This window comes from Fibrobacter succinogenes subsp. succinogenes S85 (genome assembly GCF_000146505.1).
Lineage (GTDB): Bacteria > Fibrobacterota > Fibrobacteria > Fibrobacterales > Fibrobacteraceae > Fibrobacter > Fibrobacter succinogenes.
Genome location: NC_017448.1, coordinates 1812645 through 1830890 on the forward strand (window position 1 = coordinate 1812645; position 18246 = coordinate 1830890).

An 18246-nucleotide genomic window follows, 5' to 3' on the forward strand; every position below is an offset into this window, starting at 1 on the left:
TTATGGCTAAGGAATTACCGAGCGAAGAACAAATTATTGCAATCCTTCGTGACGAACCCATGGTAGGGAGCCAGCTCCGCAGCGCTCTCGGCCTCCCGAAAAAACAGAAAATGGCTTTTAAGCAGCTCCTCGCCGACATGATCGAGCGTGGCGTTTTAAAGCGTTCTGCCCACAAGGAATATCAATTGGGCGATGGCGAGCCGCTCGAAGACAAGCGCGAGAAGCGCCGCAAAAAACTTGCAGAGCAGGGTGTCGAAGACAACCGCCGTCCGGGCGCACGTAGCCGCCGTCAGACCGAAAAGGATTCCGGCACACGCGTGAAGCGCGGCATTTTGCACCAGACCGGTGACGAAGACTGGCAGGTGACCGAAATCGATACCGGCAAGGTGTACGAGATGTGCCACCGCAGGCAGGCACCGGGCAAGGAAGGCGAAACCATCAGCTTTACACTTTATCCGCACCCGAAGCTCAAGCACAGCTACTTGGCGAAGGTCGACCGCTCTGCCGAAATCATGAACGTGACTTGGGACGAAGTCAAGAAAAAGTTCATGGAAGAGAGCAACTTGCCCAAGGGCTTCAGCCCCGCCATTGAAAAGTACGTGGCATCCATTACGGACCCGACCGAAAAGGATTTCAAGGGCCGCGTGGATTACCGCAAGCTCGACATTCTCTGCATTGACCCCGAAGGCGCCATGGACCACGACGACGCTATCAGCGTGGAACGCAAGCCGAATGGTGGTTACAAGCTCGGCGTACACATCGCCGACGTGAGCTACTACGTGCCTGAAGGATCTGACCTCGACGAAGAAGCTCTTGAAAGAAGTTATACGCAATACTTGCCGTGGACGGCAGTGCCGATGCTCCCGGAAAAGCTTTCAAGCGGCGTTTGCAGCTTGCACGAAGGCGTAGACCGTTGCGCATTCACCTGCATGATTGACTTGGACAAGGAAGCAAACGTTCTCGGTTGGGATTTCCACCGCAGTGTCGTGAACATTACGAAGGGCATCACGTACCAGCAGGCAGTGAAGATGATGAAAGAAGGCGATGATTCCATCAAGGCTCTCGCCGAAGTGACAGCGCTCCTCAAGAGAAACCGCACCAAGGATGGCTTGCTCGAATTCCAGACAACTGAATACGGCTGCAAGTTTAACGAAAACGGTGAACCGGTCAAGATTTTCCCGCGCGAACACGACGATTCCAATTCGTGGGTCGAAGAGTGCATGCTCATTGCTAACAACTGCTGCGCCAAGGAACTCAAGCAGCGCAAGCTGCAAGGCATTTACCGTATCCATGAAGCTCCGGACACGAAGGACATCATGGAACTCTATTACATGTACCCGGATCTGTTCAAGGACGCTCCGGTGATGTTGCGTGACTTGGGCAAGCCGCGCAGTGGCGATACAAACTTGAACCCGGTAGCCTTCAAGCTTTATGAACACTTGGTGAAGCGCGCTGCTGGCGACGAGACGCTCACGAACCGCATTTTGCGCAGTATGCAGAAGGCTCATTACGATTCCAACAGCTTCGGACACTTCGCCTTGAACTGGCAGGATTATAGCCACTTCACTTCGCCGATCCGCCGTTATGCTGACCTTTGGTGCCATCGTGAACTCGCCCGCAAGGGTAAGGAAATCGACGCCGAACGCGTGAACAGCGTGATTGAAGTCTGCGACTTGATTTCTGCAAACGAAATCAAGAACATGAAGGTGGAACGCATCTCCATCAAGGTGTGCAGCTGCTGGATTTTGAAGAGCCGCATTGGCGACAGTTTCGAAGCAAGCGTTACGGGCATTGAAGAATGGGGCATTTACGTTTCCATCGACGATCCGATTGCCGAAGGTCTTGTGCGCTACCGCGATATCACGGGCGATGACTTCTACGTGTTCAATCCGGACCAGGGTCTTGCATTTGGCAAGCGCAGTGGCCGCACCTTCCGCCGTGGCGACAAAGTGATGGTTCAACTCCTCAGAGTTGACCCATTGCGCGGTCAGGCAGACTTCAGCATCACCGAAAAGCTGAGCCCTGAACCGAAGAAGCGCCGTACCCGCGAAGATACCGAACGCGACATTCGCAATTTCAATGAAAGAGCTGACCGCGCTGCGGCCGCCGAAGCACTCGGCTATGTGAGCCAGCCGGACGAAGACGACGATTACGAACCGGAATACGTTTCTCGCGGTCGCCGTGGACGTCGCGATTTCGACGGTCCGATCTTTGAACGCACCGGTCGCGATTCTCGTGAACGTGGCGGTTTCCGTAAGGGCCGTGACGAATTCGATGAAGGTCGCCGTTCCGACAAGCGTGGGAAACACGGAGGTCGAGACTCCCGTGATTTCGGCGAAGGATTCCATGTAGCCAGCGAACCGCGTGAAGCAAGACGTGGCCGCAGATCTAGCGAAAAAGGTCGCGGACGCAGCAGCCGCGGAGGCCGCAGAGGAAGATAGTTGATGGACGCATGCAATAAAGTCGCCCTCTATGCCAGTTACCAAACCGGTGAAGACCTCCCCGGCTATGTCCGCTTTGCGCTCAAGCATCTCGCCGAGACCGACTTCAAGGTCGTCCTCCTCACGAATCGCCGAACGCTTTCGAGCGACACCTACGATTTTTTAAAGGAAAATCACATCGAGCTTTTCCTCACCGAAAATCGCGGATTTGACTTTGGCATGTGGCGGCGTTATCTGCAATTGCAAGCAAACCGCACAGACGCAGCCGGCAACTACGTTCCCGGCGTCATCACGCGTGATGTGGAACGCTTGCTGCTCATCAACGATTCCATCGTCTATTACCAAAACAAGTTCAAGGAATTCTTTGAACGCGCCGAACAAAGCAACGCCGACGTCGTCTCACTCACAAGCAATGACGAATTTGCCCCGCACCTGCAATCATTCTTCTTGTACATGAAACCCGCCGCTCTCGGCGTGTTCTTCTTGCACATTTTCGAGACACCCGAACAGACCGAATTCTACGATGTCACCCGCAAGCTTGAAGTCGGCTTGAGCGAAAAATTCACCGAAGCCGAAGTCATCATGGAATCGCTCTACCACACGGAACGCCCCGTGTTCTTCGCTTACGACGAGCTCACCCAACAAGGCGCTGGTTTCGTGAAGCGCAAGCTTCTGGAACGCCGTTTCAACTACGAAGAAAAGAAACACTTCGTACGCCACCACGCCTACGACGCACTCAACAAGGACTACACCGCCCTCATTCTAGAAGCCGGGCTAGATGCAGACTTTGACGAGAGTTGGCTCCCGAAAAGCAACGAGACTAAAGTCGAGCGCATCAAGGACTTTATCTGGGAAAAAGGATTCCAGCTCGTCGGCTTCCCCGCTAAACGCCTACTCGATAAAATCAAGAAATAAAAAAGCAGTTGTTTCCAAAATGGAAACAACCACTCTTCACTTTAACAACATACTTTTTCGCCTTAAAACGGCAAGTCGAATTCTTCCTCTTGAGCGCGTTTTAGCTGATTGCGCAGTTCAGTCGCGAACTTGCGCGGAACAGGCCTCGAAGGCGGAAGTACGTTCACGGAAAGTTCATCAGAAACACAATAATTTACGGCTCCATTTTCCGATACAGAGTAAGTGACGACTTTATAGGAATCGCCCATGCTCAATTCGTTCAAGGCCGCAGCCGATCCATCCTTAGAATTACGAAGTTGCTCACGGACTTTTTCGATTTGCTCTGCAGTTGATGGAGTATTCCACACAATAGCAAGCTCTACGTAATCCCCACGCGTAATCTCCACAATGTCGCCTTGTTTAAAACGAATCGTCTTGGGGTCGCGTCCCTTATAAGGTTCTTTATTGCATACCCTCAACTGTCTCGGGAGATTACTCGGTCCTTCACTTTTTAGCCACAAAGAGCCATCTTCGAGGTAACGCCAGCACGAAACATAGTCGGTAGAATGCATCATAGAACCTATCGGCAATTCCGTCACAAAAAAGCCATAGGCATCATTTGATTTTTTCTTGACAATTTTACGAATACACTTTTCGGCATCCGCCAAAGACTGATAGTACCCCACCTCACTTTCCATCAAATGGAAACAAGGGCAGACAGAGGGGCGAATCGCAAGCTCATCCTTATCGATACTAAAACTCTCTTTTTTGCTAAACATATAGCGAAAAACTCGTAAAACGAACAGATTTGTATTGTTTTCGGACTGTTGCATCGTATTCACCTCTCTTTTTATTCAAAATAACAGGTATAATTTATAAAATCGTACTGACATATAATGACATTTTGAATATATTTTTGCACCTAGCCCCTTTCCACAAAAAGAAGCACATCAATAAAGCAGGTATGGAATGAAGAAATTTGGTTTAACAGCGATTGGTTTTGCTGCTTTTTGGGCATCGTTATGGATGGCGGGCTGTGGCTCTGACGGAAACCCCGCCACCGGCAATGGCGACATTGACCCGAACCAGCCGATTTCTCTTTTCGATACCTTGAGCGTTCCGGGCGCAGCCAACTTGCCTGCTTGCGACGCAAGTCGTGAAGGTCGCGCATTCTTTGTGCAGAACGAGAACTTGCCGCGACTTTGCGTAAAAGGCTCTTGGCGCAGTGCAGCGGACTCCACAGACTTTAGCATCACCTGCAGCGACGGATTTTTGCACGCAGTTGACAAAATTTCGCCAACCGGAACAATCGTCGGTAGCGCAGACACAGTCTTTGTTGAAGGCTTCATTTCGCCGATGACAGGCATTGCGCAAAAAGGGCCGTTCGTCTTTGGCACAAGCGTTACCGTCACCGAAGCGAACAAGGAATTCAACACCGAAACTTACCAAAAAGCAGAAGGCTGCATCCTCACGAATGACGGACGCTATACCTTTAACGAAGTCCACTCAAATTCCAACTGCATGAAAATCAGGGCGACCGGTTTTTACCGCAACGAAGTGACAGGCAGAGTTTCGAACAACCCCATTACACTTGCTGCAAAGACTTGCTCGCCCGAACATGCGAACGTGAACATCCTCACGCACATTACCATCCCGCGCATTGAACAGCTCACGATGAACCACATCGACTTTGCCGAAGCCAAGGCGCAGGCGGAGCGCGAAGCATTTGCCGCATTCGGGATTGACACGGTCATGCTTTATTCGCAGCCGTACTTCACCGACGGACGCACCGACAAGCCCGTTGCCGAAGATTTGAACATGTTCGGGAATAGCGAATACAGTGCCGCACTGTTTGCCATCTCCGCCATGATTCAAGGCGAGCGCAGCGAGAACGACATGATGAATCTTGCGAACAATCTCGCCGAAGACCTCAAGGGCGATGGCATTTGGAACGACCAGAACTGGAAAATTCAAATCGCCGACTGGATTGTAGGTCTCGACACACTCTGGAAATACAACGACATCCGCAACAACGTTTCATCATGGGGCATGAACATTCCGAACTTTGAGCGCTACATGCGCGCGTTTATCCCTATCGCTTACGGTTTTGAGCCATGCACTGACGCCAACGCAGGGCAGGTCACGTACGTCAATCAAGGTCAAAGCGCCCTTTTCGCCAACGACTATGAGCACGCAGACCATTCCAAAGTCCGATTCATTTGCGACGTGAGTTCCAAGGAATGGCGCATTGCACAGCCCATCGAAAAAGACACGGCTGGATTCGGCCCCGGCGAATACGACAAGGAAGTCCGCGAAGGCCGCGTGAATCACGACAACTATTACATCTTCGAGACCGCCACAAACGCATGGCGCGTCGCCACCCCGCAGGAAGCCGACGGATTTACAGACCTCGTTGAAGTTTATGCAAATCTCAAGTCCGATGAAAAAGCGGTCTTCATTATCCGCCACAGCGAACGCACCGATGACACGGGCCCGAACGGCCACTTGACCAGCAACGGAAAAACATACGCCCGCAATTTAGGCACCCGCCTCGCGACGATCGCCAAGGAAGATTTTTACTACGGTTATTCGGGCTACACACGCACGCAAGAAACTTGCGAAGAAATCGCCATTGGCAAAGGTCAAGTCGGTTACACGCTCAACATCCTCCCCTACATGGACGGGGCCTGGTACATTAAGGACGAAGCCACCGCCAACAACTATATCAACGCCGAAGGCGGCTGGGTTGTATTTTCCAAGTACGGTTTTACAGGAGCCTATCCGGACGCATTCTACGATTTAGAAACTCGCAGCGAAGAACTCCTGAAGAACAACATCCTCGCAAACCTCCCGGCCATGAAACGCGTCAGTGTCATGTGTACGCACGATTACCTCGTCGTGCCGCTCCTCGCCTATACCACCAACGGCCACGCAAACGTGCGCTATTACGAAAAATGGCGCTGGGTCAATTACCTCTCGGGCGTTGCAATGATTATCTCCGCTGACGGTTCCGTGCGTTACGTCCCCGTCAAGGGACTTGAATCCGGTACGATGTAAAAATTACTCTTCGCGTTCCAGGATAATCAGCGCGCGATCTTGCGTGCTGTTCGGAATCGTGTAGAAGTGCTTCCCGACAAACTTGTAGCCGAAATCTTCAGGATAGAACGTCTTGAGTTCATCGGCAACAGCAGGGCCTTTCATAAAGTAAACGCGGCCACCCACCTTGAGGGAATTCGCAATGCGCGGGAGAGTCTTTTCCATGAGCTCAAAAGCGCGGCTAATCACGCCATCGACAGGGATGGTCATGCTGCGGCTCGTGACCTTATGGCCGAACACGTCAATCCCCTTGAGGCCCATCTTCTCAATGACCATGTTCAAAAAGTTGATGCGGTTCGGGCGCGGTTCGCACAACGTCAGGCGAATGGACGGGTTCACAATCTTGAGCGGGATTCCCGGGAATCCTGCACCACTGCCGACATCAATCATGCGAGCAGGCCACTTCGGCACATAAGCGTTGATGAGCGTGCAGTCGGCATAATGGCGTTCCACCATCGTCTCAAAAGCGTTGAGGCGAGTCAAATCCTGGTCGTCATTGTTCGCACGGAGCAACTGGTGAAATTCCCAAATCTGCTTCAAGGTATCCTGCTGGAGTTCCACACCGTAGTAATGCAACAGCTTGTCAAGCCCTGCAAGAGAGGGCGTCACGCGCTTACCGTTAAAAAGCGGAAACTCCGTACGCGGAGCCTTCATGTGAGGGATAAAATCCTTGCCAAGCGCACTTGCGCCACTGCGGGGTTTGGAATTTTTTGACCAAGATGAATTTGCCATACCCCAAAAGTTAGAAAAGTTTTTCAAAGATTTTTTAGTCCAAAAGGGTCTCTCGCGCGTGTATATATAATGGAGGAACCCCTTGATTAAAAAACTTTTTATTTTCGCCCTCGCCCTTTTCGCATCAACCGCAATCCAGGCTCAAGAAACCACAACAGCCCCATTCAGCAACGCCCAGGTTTTCGAATGGTGGGATGACGGCATCATCACGCCCGAAGAAGCCGATGAAATTTTCACAAGACTTGAAGAAGAAAACTACGATGAAGCCTGCCTGCTTGCCGAAGTCTACGCCCAGGAACCATGCACAAAGCAAGCGCCCTCCAAGTCGGCGGCACAATCCAATGCTCAGAAAACGCCGAGCATCATCCCGCATGGACACCTCACATGGAAAGGCCAGTACGATTCCGACGGACACCTCAAAAAGCACCGAGAGGAACTGCAAATCCAATTCTACTACTTTAAACTGCGCCTCGGTTCGCAAGAACTGCTTTCCTACCGCCGCGACAATATTGAAGCGCATTTTGGGCAAGTTTCTACGCAAGAGCTCCACAGCCATATCCCGCTAGACACCTTGTGGGGCGCAGCCTTCCTCTACCCCATCGGCAAATTCCGGCTCGGCGCACTCCTTGACACAAGCAAGACGTTCCATGCTCAGTTGACCTTTCGCGCCGACCGCTCCAACGAAATCGGGGCCACATTTTGGAAATTCCCAGACGCCACCGCCCTAGCACTACAAGCCCGCACAACACTCGGACTAATCTCCGCATGGTACCAGTTCGGGCAAGACCGCCCCCTCGTCAAGATCCAGCTTCAAAGCGAAAAGAAAAATCTCTCATGGAAAACGACAGCGTACCTCCACGGCGACAGCTTACCGCAAGGCATCAACTTGAGCAAGGGCATCACCGAAAACTGGCTTTGGGCATCGCAGACCATTACCGCCAAATGGCCCGAAGCATTCAACACAACGTTCTCCGCCAAAACGAGAATCCTCAGCCCCATCGCATCGGACTCCGTAAGCGCCCGATTCAAGATTTCGCTCGAATCCGGTCCCGAACGTTTCCGCCCCAGTTTCAGCGTGACCTGCACCGAAGCAAGCGACAACTGCAACCGTACCGAATGGAACGGCGCACTCCAATCCACTTGGAAACCCCTAACGTTCCAAGCTAGCGCCAAACTCATCCACGCAGGCGATACCAAGCCACCCAGGCTCGAACTCGGCGTGACCTACCGCACAAATCTCGCCACCGCCAAATTGACCATCGCATTCCCCGAAACCGCCCCCACGAAAGGCATGTCCGTCCAAAACGAAGTCAAAATTGACAACGACAGGCTGAGCGGCAATTTTGTTTTTGCCTTTAAAAAGACCAAAACCAAAGAATTCCACCCAAACTACGCCCACATTCAGTTTTCACTCAAATTTTGAGACATTTTACCCCAATACGTCCCTTGTATACAAGCGTGGATACATTTGTAACCACAAATTTTTGGAATATTCTAATCTATTCGCTGTAAGAAATCTATTATTAATAATACCCAAACACTCTCAGACTCCTTTAGGTTACCTCCTTTGCCTGAAGGAGTCCTTTTTTTTATCTTAGGGATATGTTCTACATTACCGCAATTATCGGATCTATTGTCTTTTTGCCCTCCATCGCATTGAACATCGCCCTTGCGCTCGGAGCGCCGCTTGGCATGTACGCCATGAATGGTCGCCACAAGGTCGTGCCACAGGAAGTCCGCAAGGCATTCGTGTTGCCAATTATCATGCAATTTGTGGCCCTTTTTACGATTCTGAGCGCTGGACACGTGCTCCCGGAGACGATTCCGTTCGGCATTGTACGCATTCTCGCCTTTTTCTACGCTGTTTACCTGACGTTCTACACGGCAACAGTATTCTTTAGCTTAAGCGCACCGGAACGCCATGTGATGGGACCGCTAGCCATCGCCTCGACCATCTGTTTCTGGATCGTTGCGGTAGGGACTGTTTAGACGAGAGACGAAAGACGAAAGACGAAAGTCAAGAGACGAGAGACGAAAGGCGATAGAGACATGGAAACGGCTGCACCAAAACACAATTACCAGGTAGACCTGGACCGCATCATACGCAGGCTTGAGCGCACGGGTGAAGTGCCGACGCTTCTGTTGCACGCCTGTTGCGCGCCGTGCAGCAGCTACACAATTGAATACCTTTCGCAGTACTTCAAGATTACGCTTTTCTATTACAACCCGAACATCGCCCCCACCGAAGAATACCAGCATCGCGTAAACGAAATCAAGCGCTTTGTCGCCGAATTTAAGACAAAGTACCCAGTTACGCTCGTCGAGGGCGAATACGACCCGAAAAAGTTTTACGATGTCGCCCGCGGGCTTGAAAAGGAACCCGAAGGCGGCAAACGCTGCCGCAAGTGCTTTGAGCTCCGCCTTGCCGAATCGGCGAGACTCGCCAAAGAACTGAACTGCGACTACTTCACGACGACGCTCACCATTAGCCCGATGAAGGACGCCCAAGTACTCAACGAGGTCGTGCAGGAACAGTGCGATATCTACGGCATCAAGCGACTTCCGAGCGATTTCAAGAAGAAAGGCGGCTACAAGCGTTCCATCCAGCTATCGCACGAATACAACCTCTACCGCCAGAATTTCTGCGGATGCGTCTACTCCATGCGCGAAGCTGAGGAACGCGAAGCGAAAAAAGAGCGTGACATTTAAGGCGTTATTATATATACTTTTATAGAATGCACAGAATATGGATATACGCAACGGCTGTATTGGGGGGTATCGTCGCAAACGCATGTAGCGGCGAATCCTCGATTGCACCCGAAAAAAGCGAATCCAGCGCTATCGAAATCATCGATATAACCGACAGATCCTCTTCCAGCGAACAATCATCAAGCTCGTTTTCCCGGCCGACAAAAACCACGCTCTTTTTTTCAAACAAGGTTGAAATAAAGTCATCATCAAGCAAGGTCGCCGAATCTTCGAGCAGTTCCAAGCCCGCACCCAAATCTTCCAGCTCTAGCGCCAAGTCATCTAGCTCGGAGCCGCCCGCCAGTTCCGCGAGCGAAGAATCCAGCTCCAGCGCACCAAAGTCCAGCGCCTCGCTCCGCTTTTACGATTGTGAACAATACGATTGTGTCACCATGGAATATCTGAATCCAGATGTTTCATACGGCGAAATGCTCGACAAGCGCGACAACCAAGTTTACCGCACCCTCGTCATCAGTAACCATGTGTGGACCGCACAAAACATGAACTATGAAATCGAGAGCGATGAGAACGACGAAATAAACAGCTGGTGCTACGACAACGAACCTGAAAACTGTAAAAGATTTGGAAGGCTCTACACTTGGGAAGCGGCAAAAAAAGTTTGTCCTGAAGGTTGGCATTTACCCACCGAAGATGAATGGCAGGAACTCATCGCAGAGCACTCTTGCGATATTGTGAGAAAAGACGGAAATCCACCCGTATATCGTTGCGCAGGGACAACACTGAAAGCAATTGACAGCTGGGGAAACGGCCTTGAAAACACAAACGAATACGGATTTTCTATCGTTGCCGCAGGGATCGTAAACTCAGAGACCTTCATGAACAAGGGTATAACGGGCTACCTGTGGGCCTCAACATCACAATATGAATCACTCGCAACCCTAGTCATATTTGAATATAACGAAGATTACACAAGATTCGTATTGACAAAACCAAACTCCGGGCTATCCGTCCGTTGCGTCAAAGGGGCCGCCGAGTAAGACGAAAATAAATTTCGCCCGCACTCGCGTTTTCTATCTTTAGGTTTATAAACTTTTTAACCCCATAAGTTCCATTATGTACGATCCTCGATTTTTACCCATTTGCAAAGAAGACCTGGACGAACTCGGTTGGGATTACGTTGACGTGATCATCATCAGCGCCGACGCTTACGTGGACCACCCTTGCTTTGGGCATGCGGTTGTCGGACGACTTTTGGAACATGAGGGTTTGCGCGTAGCAATTTTGCCGCAGCCGAACTGGCGCGATGACTTGCGCGATTTTAAGAAGCTTGGCACTCCGAGACTTTTCTTTGCTATTTCGAGCGGCATGGATTCCATGGTGAACCACTACACCGCCGCAAAGCGCCTCCGCAGTGACGACGCCTTTACGCCAGGGAACAAGGCTGGATTCCGCCCGGATTACGCGACATACACATACGCAAAAATTTTGAAGAAGCTCTACCCCGATGTACCGCTGCTCATTGGCGGACTCGAATCGAGCTTGCGCCGCGTGACGCATTACGACTACTGGAGCAACAAACTCAAACCGAGCATTCTGTTCGATACGCAGGCCGACATTCTCGTTTACGGCATGGGCGAAAAGCCGCTGAAAGAAATCGTTCGTTTGCTCAAAAAAGGCGTTCCGTTCTCGAGCCTGAATTCCGTTCCGCAGACAGCCTACTTGGCGCCCAAGGGGAGCGTTCCGAAGAACAGTAAGTGGGAAGACTTGCGACTCTACAGCTACGAAGAATGTCTGGAAAGCAAGAGGAACCAAATTGAGAACTGTCGCCGGGTGGATATCGAATGCAACAAGTGGTTCCAGCACCGCATTCTGCAAGATGTCGCGGAACAGACCGTGGTGATTAACCCCGCGTACCCGCCGATGGAATACGGCGAACTCGACGAAAGCTTTGAATACCCCTACGCCCGCGAACCGCACCCGCGCTACAAAAAACGCGGCAACATTCCGGCGTTCGACATGATCAAGTTCAGCATCAACACGCACCGCGGCTGTTTTGGCGGTTGCAGTTTTTGCGCCATCAACGCACACCAGGGCAAATTCATCGCAAGCCGTAGCCGCGAAAGCATTCTGCGCGAAGTCGAAATTGTCACCAACATGGAAGGCTTTGCCGGCACGATTACAGACCTTGGCGGCCCGAGCGCAAACATGTACAACATGCGTGGCCGCGATCCGAGCCGTTGCCAAAAATGCGCCCGTGCAAGTTGCCTCACGCCCAAGATTTGCGACAACATGGACACACATCACGCCGAAATCTTGAGCCTTTATCGCGAAGTGCGCAACCATCCGAAAGTGAAGCACCTGTTCATCGGAAGTGGTGTGCGTTACGACATGCTCTTGCAGGAGACGGATGATGAAGAACTCCGCAAGGACCATGAAGAATACGCCCGCGAACTCATCGACTACCATGTGAGCGGCCGATTGAAAGTGGCCCCCGAGCACACCAGCGACGCCGTCTTGAAATTAATGCGCAAGCCGAGCTTTACGCTGTTTCACAAGTTCAAGGAATTCTTTGACGACGAATGCAAACGCATCGGCAAAAAGCAACAGCTGATTCCGTACTTTATCAGTAGCCATCCGGGATGCACCGAAGCCGACATGGCTGAACTTGCGCTCGAAACGAAGCAATTGGGTTTCCAGTTGGAACAAGTGCAAGACTTTACGCCAACGCCGATGACTATCGCCACCGAGATGTTCTACGCCGAAATGACGCCGGACGGAAAACCGCTCTTTGTCGCGAAAACGCCTGAAGAAAAAGCAAACCAGAAGCAGTTCTTCTTCTGGTACATTCCAGCGAACCGCCCGCACTTGCGAGAAGTCTTGGAACGCCTCAAGATGGGTAAGGTCAGCCGCTTGCTGCTGAGCCGCACGGCAATGGCCGAAGGCAAGGAATACTTCCCGAGCAAGGAACGCGAAGAAAACGAAGACTTCCGCAATCGCGAAATGCAAAAGCGCGACGAACGCACAAACGCATTACGCCCGAAAAAAGAGAAAGTCAAGAACCGCTGGCGCGATGACGGGTACGAACCGCGTGAAAATCGCTTTGGCGAGAATCGCGACCGTTTTGAACGCGAGGGAGAACGTCGCGGATTCCACAGCGAGCGCAGATTTGATGATCGCAGAGATTTTGACCGTCGCGGGAATCAGCAGAACGCGCCATTCCGCGAACACCGCAATGTTGAAGACAAGAACCGTTTCAACAGCGGTGAGATAAACCTCGCGAGCCGCCGCACCCACGGCAAAGGCTTCAAAAAGCCAACGTTCAAAAAGCCATAGAAAATGAAACTTCTTCTCATTTACTTCTTTGTTCTCGGTTTTATCTGCATCCGAGACTTGTTCAAAGTCAAAAATTTTGACGATTACGTTGTTGCAGGTCGCAAGCAAAGTTCCCCGTTTGTATTCATGAGCCTCATGGCAACCGTCCTTGGGGCATCCGCAACGGTGGGCATTGCCGCACGTGCCGAGAGCATCGGCTTTGCCGCCTTCTGGTGGCTCGCCGTTGGAGCGATTGGGTTCTGGTTTCAAGCCGCATTTTTGAGCAAGCCCGTTCACGATCTGGACGTGCGAACGCTTCCCGAAATTGCAGAAAAGACAGTCGGAAAAACAGGTCGAAAGCTCGTCGCTCTAATCATAGCCGTTTCTTGGATCGGAATCATCGCCGCACAATTTGCGGCCGTCGCAGGATTTATCGGGCTTGTGCTCGGTCACGAGGCCGGGACGCAATCCGTACTAATTACCGCTGTGATCGTCATTGTCTACACGCTATTGGGCGGGCAGCTTTCTGTCGTCCGTACCGACGCTTTGCAATTTGGAATTTTGACACTCGGATTTTTCGCCGCCGCCATTTATCTGTTCGGCGGATTCTCGGGCGCCGAAAATGCAGCACTCCAAGCCGCTGGCAATCTCGCCGCCAGCAGTTCGACCGTCAATAGCGCGGGACTCGCGACTTTCGGCAGCTTCAATCTTTTGAACGAGAAATTTGGCACCAGCGATTTAGCCATCATGCTATTCACTATCGGCGGCGCTTATTTCCTTGGTCCCGATGTTATTTCTAGAAACCTCGTCGCCAAAGACGCAACATCGGCACGCAAAGCCGTTGTTGCCGGCAGTTTTGCCATACTCGCCTTTAGCGTGATCATCGTTTTGCTCGGCATGTGGGCCGCCACTTACACCCCTGCTACAGCAGGCTCCGCCACGAATCCGCTGTTCCGCCTCGCCTCCGGCGTGCTCCCACTCCCGCTTGCCGCCCTCCTTTCCGTCGGGCTTTTGTCAGCACTCCTTTCATCGGCAGATACATGCCTTATCAATTCCGCCGCCATTTTCGGAAGCGACATTCTGAACACGCGCCGCATTTCCGTCGTGCGTATTTCTGTCGTTGTCATCGGCATTATCGCCACCTACCTTGCACTCCAAGGGAAAGACATCATCGGGCTTTTGACGATGGCCTACTCCGTTTACACGCCGGGTATCGTCGCCCCGCTCGCGGTCGCCATCATCGCGCACAAAAGATTCAAAGTCAAGAAAACGCTCTGGTACGCAGGCGTGATTATCGGCGGGCTCTTCGGACTCATTCCCGCAATTCTCGCCTCCACCGCAAAAATCCAAAGCCCCGCTTACTTGCCGCTTGTCGGGATTGCGATATCGCTTGCGTTTGCATTGGCAAGCTTGAGAAAGAAATAATAGAAAAAGTCGCGAGGCATTCCCGCGACTTTTTAATTGTAAATCAGACTAACAGAAACTAATCTTTCATCTGAAGATGCGCAGCACCGTTCTTTTGACTAATAGATGAAAAGCATCTCGCGATACTTCGGCAGCGGCCAAAGTTCGTTCGGCACAATCTTTTCGAGGCCATCCACTTCCTTGCGGAGAGTGGCAATCGCATCGACAATGCCTTCGTGGAGTCCACCGAGCGCCTTTTCCATCACGTCAATTGCGGCGAGCAAGCGGTTCATGCCTTCGCCGAGCGACTTGGCGTAACCGTCAAGCCCCGGGAAACCCTGGTTGAGAGCCATTTCGTTTGTCTTGAGCGCCTTGGAGTAAGCCTCGACAACAGCCGGCATAATGATGTTCTTCGCCATGTCACGAGCGATTTCGCCTTCGATGTGGATGCGTTTGTGGTAATCTTCCACATTCACTTCGTAACGGGAAACCATTTCGGCACGGTTCATCACGCCATACTTTTCAAAGAGCGCAATGTTTTCATCCTTCGTCAATGCTTTGAGTGCTTCCATAGAAGTGCGGATGTTTGGGAGGCCGCGCTTTTCCGCTTCCTTCACCCATTCTTCAGTGTAGCCGTTGCCATTGTAAAGAATGCGCTTGTGTTCCTTCACAATCTTCTGCAAAATCTTTTGCAGGCCCGTGTGGAAGTTCTTGTCATCAAGCTTTTCAAGCTGTTCAGAGATCATGTCAAAAGCTTCAGCGACAATCGTATTCAAGACAACGTTCGGTTCAGAGCAGCTCTGGCTAGAACCCGGTGCACGGAATTCAAACTTGTTGCCCGTAAATGCAAACGGCGAAGTTCTGTTGCGGTCCGTGGCGTCACGCGGGAGTGGCGGGAGCGTATCAGAGCCAAGCTTCATGGCTCCCGCTTGCTTGCTGGACTTCGGCACGCCTTGTTCAAGCTGTTCAATCACGTCCGTGAGCTGATCGCCGAGGTAAATGGAGATGATTGCTGGAGGAGCTTCGTGAGCGCCGAGACGATGATCGTTACCAGCACCTGCGCAAGTCATGCGGAGCAAATCAGCATGCGTATCGACGGCATACATGATGGCGCAAATGGCAGTGAGGAACACGGCATTCTGATGCGGGTCCTTACCCGGATTGAGCAAATTACCCTTGCCGTAAGAAAGGCTCCAGTTGTTGTGCTTGCCAGAACCATTCACGCCTGCAAACGGCTTTTCGTGCAACAAGCAAACGAGACCGTAGCGGTCCGCCACATTGCGGAGCGTTTCCATCACAAGCATGTTGTGGTCGCAAGCAAGGTTCACTTCTTCAAAGAGCGGAGCAAGTTCGAACTGGGCCGGAGCCACTTCGTTGTGACGAGTCTTTGCCGGGATACCAAGCTTCCACAGTTCCTTTTCCACATCGTTCATAAAGTTCAAGATGCGGCTCGGGATGCTGCCAAAGTAATGGTCATTCATTTGTTGGTGCTTTGCAGGAGTAGCACCGAAAATCGTACGACCGGCCTGATACAGGTCCGGGCGTTGCAGATAAAATCTCTTGTCGATGAGGAAGTATTCCTGTTCGGCGCCGAGCGTAACAGTCGTCTTCTTCGGACCGGCCTTGAAGCAAGTCATGAGGCGGCGAGTCGACTTGGAAAGCGCTTGCAAGCTGCGGAGGAGCGGCGTCTTCTTGTCGAGAGCTTCACCGGTGTAGCTGCAGAATGCAGTCGGGATGCAGAGCGTAGCACCATTGCCGTGACGCTTGATGAAAGCCGGAGAAGTCGGGTCCCAAGCGGTATAGCCGCGGGCCTCAAACGTGGAGCGCAAGCCACCACTCGGGAAGCTCGAAGCGTCCGGTTCGCCCACAATCAAATTCTTACCGCTGAAAGCCATAATGGCCTTGCCACCAGACGGTTCAATAAAACTGTCGTGTTTTTCGGCCGTCGAACCCGTCAAAGGCTGGAACCAATGCGTAAAGTGTGTTGCACCGCGATCCATTGCCCAGCGCTTCATGGCGTGAGCGACATCGCCTGCGATGCTCGGATCAAGAGCCACGCCCTCATCGATCGTTGCGAGCAACTTTTCGCAAATATCCTTCGGGAGGTAGGTGCGCATGGCATCGGCATTGAAAACGTCTTCGCCATAGAAATTGACATTTGCCGGAGCGGCAGGCATCACAGCACTCACCGGAGCAGTTGCGATATCGTAGATGGCCTTATTACGACTATTGTTCATTTTTCACCAGTCTTTTTATTGGTTTATCTCTGTTTGCATCAAAATTAGCAACGAAAATTGCGCTTTGCACCGTACAAAATCGCCTATTTTTTGCGCTTTTCATTACATTTTTGTAAAATTATATCACTTTATTACATTTTTGTAATACAAGAACGTTATTTATTACTATATTAAACACGTTCATCTCTCCTAGAGCTGCGTCGGGCTGCCGAAGGCCCGGCGCAGCAACAGAGTTCCCCAAAACGCAAAATGGATATCGAAGCTCTTGAAAACACGACTTTCGCGGCCATCGTCGAGAAAATCCAAAAGGTTCGCAAGCGTGGCGAACTTTTAGAGAGCATCCACGGGATTTTAAAGAAAAACTTCGAAACCGTCGAAGCGGAACACCAAATTGAATGCCAAAAAATCCGCAACGTCATTGAAGGTATTCCAGGCGAACTCATCGGTAACACGCGCGAAATGCGCGAAGTGAGCAAGCTCGTCCGCCAAATCGCCCCCACCGCTGCAACAGTCCTCATCCGCGGCAAGGCAGGCACCGGCAAGGAATACGTCGCAAGGAGCATTCACGAGCTTTCGGAACGCAAAGATTCCCCGTTCGTAGCGCTAAACTGCGATGCCCTCACCGAGGGCGCGAACTCTTTTGAAAGCGAACTTTTCGGCTTTGAACGCGGGGCTTTCACAGGCGCCACCAACCGCCACATCGGCAAGGCCGAACAAGCTAACGGCGGCACGCTCTTTCTAGACGAAGTCGCCGACTTGCCGCTCCCCGCGCAAATCAAGCTATTGCAATTTATTCAGGAACAAAGTTTCAAGCGCCTCGGCAGTAACATCGAGCAGCGCTGCAACGTGCGCCTTATCGCAAGCACAGGCAAAAATCTCGAAGCCATGATGCAGCACGGCACGTTCCGCGAAGACCTTTACTACCGTCTAAACATTTTCCAGATTTCGCTCCCCGAGCTTATCCAGCGCAAGACGGACATTTTGCTTTTAGCAGACCATTTCATCGAAAAGATGAATTACAAATACGGCAAGAAAATTTTGCGATTAAGCTCACCCGCCATTGACATGCTCATGAGCTACCACTGGCCCGGTAACGTGCGCGAACTTGAAAACTGCATTGAACACGCATGCCTTGCCACAACCGATGTCTGCATCAACGCCTACGACTTGCCGCCCACGCTGCAAACAGACGTCACATCAGGAACGTCCGTGCTCCCCGAAGGGAATAGTCCGCTATCTACGCTGATGGACAGCTACGAACGAGAAATTTTAAGCGAAGCGCTCCGCCGTCATGACGGCAACATGAGCGCCGCCGGGCGCGACCTTTCCGTGAGTCCGCGCATGATGCTATACAAAATAAGGCGGCTAGGAATAGCCGCCTCGAATTAGCCCCTCGATCAGGTCGAGGATGACAAAAAGTC

13 protein-coding genes are annotated in these 18246 nt (G+C 51.8%); 10 read left to right on the forward strand and 3 right to left on the reverse strand.

Going from position 1 to position 18246, the window contains the following annotated elements:
• Nucleotides 1–2: 2 nt before the first annotated feature.
• Together FSU_RS07435 and FSU_RS07440 are read left to right on the forward strand one after the other, a co-directional pair.
• A complete protein-coding gene (locus FSU_RS07435) occupies nt 3–2441 on the forward strand; it encodes a ribonuclease R family protein (RefSeq protein WP_014545842.1) in 2439 nt (812 codons plus the stop codon).
• 3 nt (nt 2442–2444) lie between these two features.
• Nucleotides 2445–3356, forward strand: coding sequence for a hypothetical protein (locus FSU_RS07440; protein ID WP_014545843.1), 912 nt, complete (start codon nt 2445–2447; stop codon nt 3354–3356).
• Between the two features lie 62 nt (nt 3357–3418).
• On the opposite strand, the gene FSU_RS07445 is transcribed toward FSU_RS07440, so the two are convergent.
• A complete protein-coding gene (locus tag FSU_RS07445) occupies nt 3419–4114 on the reverse strand; it encodes a hypothetical protein (RefSeq protein WP_244263739.1) in 696 nt (231 codons plus the stop codon).
• A gap of 190 nt (nt 4115–4304) precedes the next feature.
• On the opposite strand from FSU_RS07445, the gene FSU_RS07450 reads away from it, so the two are divergent.
• On the forward strand, nt 4305–6392 hold the full coding sequence (locus FSU_RS07450) for a histidine phosphatase family protein (protein WP_014545845.1): 2088 nt from the start codon (nt 4305–4307) through the stop codon (nt 6390–6392).
• A gap of 3 nt (nt 6393–6395) precedes the next feature.
• Here FSU_RS07450 and rsmG read toward each other — a convergent pair whose 3' ends face one another.
• Nucleotides 6396–7163 carry a 16S rRNA (guanine(527)-N(7))-methyltransferase RsmG gene (rsmG, locus tag FSU_RS07455; protein WP_155808731.1) on the reverse strand — a complete coding sequence of 256 codons (768 nt, stop codon included), beginning with the start codon at nt 7161–7163 and terminating at the stop codon, nt 6396–6398.
• An 82-nt stretch (nt 7164–7245) separates the two neighbouring features.
• On the opposite strand from rsmG, the gene FSU_RS07460 reads away from it, so the two are divergent.
• The 6 genes from FSU_RS07460 (at nt 7246) to FSU_RS07485 (ending at nt 14609) form a co-directional block, all read left to right on the forward strand.
• The gene (locus FSU_RS07460) at nt 7246–8586 is read left to right on the forward strand and encodes a hypothetical protein (RefSeq protein ID WP_014545847.1); all 1341 of its coding nucleotides are present in this window, start codon (nt 7246–7248) and stop codon (nt 8584–8586) included.
• Between the two features lie 179 nt (nt 8587–8765).
• On the forward strand, nt 8766–9152 hold the full coding sequence (locus FSU_RS07465) for a hypothetical protein (RefSeq protein ID WP_014545848.1): 387 nt from the start codon (nt 8766–8768) through the stop codon (nt 9150–9152).
• Nucleotides 9153–9212: 60 nt separating this feature from the next.
• Nucleotides 9213–9872: an epoxyqueuosine reductase QueH gene (locus FSU_RS07470; RefSeq protein ID WP_014545849.1), complete on the forward strand. Its 660-nt coding sequence runs from the start codon at nt 9213–9215 to the stop codon at nt 9870–9872.
• A gap of 26 nt (nt 9873–9898) precedes the next feature.
• The gene (locus FSU_RS07475; protein WP_014545850.1) at nt 9899–10909 is read left to right on the forward strand and encodes a fibrobacter succinogenes major paralogous domain-containing protein; all 1011 of its coding nucleotides are present in this window, start codon (nt 9899–9901) and stop codon (nt 10907–10909) included.
• A gap of 76 nt (nt 10910–10985) precedes the next feature.
• The gene (locus tag FSU_RS07480; protein ID WP_015731919.1) at nt 10986–13205 is read left to right on the forward strand and encodes a YgiQ family radical SAM protein; all 2220 of its coding nucleotides are present in this window, start codon (nt 10986–10988) and stop codon (nt 13203–13205) included.
• A 3-nt stretch (nt 13206–13208) separates the two neighbouring features.
• Nucleotides 13209–14609 carry a sodium:solute symporter family protein gene (locus FSU_RS07485; protein ID WP_014545851.1) on the forward strand — a complete coding sequence of 467 codons (1401 nt, stop codon included), beginning with the start codon at nt 13209–13211 and terminating at the stop codon, nt 14607–14609.
• Between the two features lie 98 nt (nt 14610–14707).
• Here FSU_RS07485 and FSU_RS07490 read toward each other — a convergent pair whose 3' ends face one another.
• Complete coding sequence (locus tag FSU_RS07490; protein ID WP_420805942.1) at nt 14708–16765, reverse strand: glutamine synthetase III family protein; 2058 nt, start codon at nt 16763–16765, stop codon at nt 14708–14710.
• Between the two features lie 309 nt (nt 16766–17074).
• Here FSU_RS07490 and FSU_RS07495 point away from each other — a divergent pair, with 309 nt between their 5' ends.
• Nucleotides 17075–18214, forward strand: coding sequence for a sigma-54 interaction domain-containing protein (locus tag FSU_RS07495; RefSeq protein WP_014545853.1), 1140 nt, complete (start codon nt 17075–17077; stop codon nt 18212–18214).
• Nucleotides 18215–18246 lie beyond the last annotated feature (32 nt).

What these genes read in the sequence shown, in the direction of transcription:
- FSU_RS07435 (WP_014545842.1), top strand. Translation starts at nt 3, where the DNA reads ATGGCTAAGGAATTACCGAGCGAAGAACAAATTATTGCAATCCTTCGT.
- FSU_RS07450 (WP_014545845.1), top strand. Translation starts at nt 4,305, where the DNA reads ATGAAGAAATTTGGTTTAACAGCGATTGGTTTTGCTGCTTTTTGGGCA.
- FSU_RS07440 (WP_014545843.1), top strand. Translation starts at nt 2,445, where the DNA reads ATGGACGCATGCAATAAAGTCGCCCTCTATGCCAGTTACCAAACCGGT.
- FSU_RS07475 (WP_014545850.1), top strand. Translation starts at nt 9,899, where the DNA reads ATGCACAGAATATGGATATACGCAACGGCTGTATTGGGGGGTATCGTC.
- FSU_RS07485 (WP_014545851.1), top strand. Translation starts at nt 13,209, where the DNA reads ATGAAACTTCTTCTCATTTACTTCTTTGTTCTCGGTTTTATCTGCATC.
- rsmG (WP_155808731.1), bottom strand. Translation starts at nt 7,163, where the DNA reads ATGGCAAATTCATCTTGGTCAAAAAATTCCAAACCCCGCAGTGGCGCA.
- FSU_RS07470 (WP_014545849.1), top strand. Translation starts at nt 9,213, where the DNA reads ATGGAAACGGCTGCACCAAAACACAATTACCAGGTAGACCTGGACCGC.
- FSU_RS07445 (WP_244263739.1), bottom strand. Translation starts at nt 4,114, where the DNA reads ATGTTTAGCAAAAAAGAGAGTTTTAGTATCGATAAGGATGAGCTTGCG.
- FSU_RS07490 (WP_420805942.1), bottom strand. Translation starts at nt 16,765, where the DNA reads ATGCCTGCCGCTCCGGCAAATGTCAATTTCTATGGCGAAGACGTTTTC.
- FSU_RS07495 (WP_014545853.1), top strand. Translation starts at nt 17,075, where the DNA reads ATGGATATCGAAGCTCTTGAAAACACGACTTTCGCGGCCATCGTCGAG.
- FSU_RS07480 (WP_015731919.1), top strand. Translation starts at nt 10,986, where the DNA reads ATGTACGATCCTCGATTTTTACCCATTTGCAAAGAAGACCTGGACGAA.
- FSU_RS07465 (WP_014545848.1), top strand. Translation starts at nt 8,766, where the DNA reads ATGTTCTACATTACCGCAATTATCGGATCTATTGTCTTTTTGCCCTCC.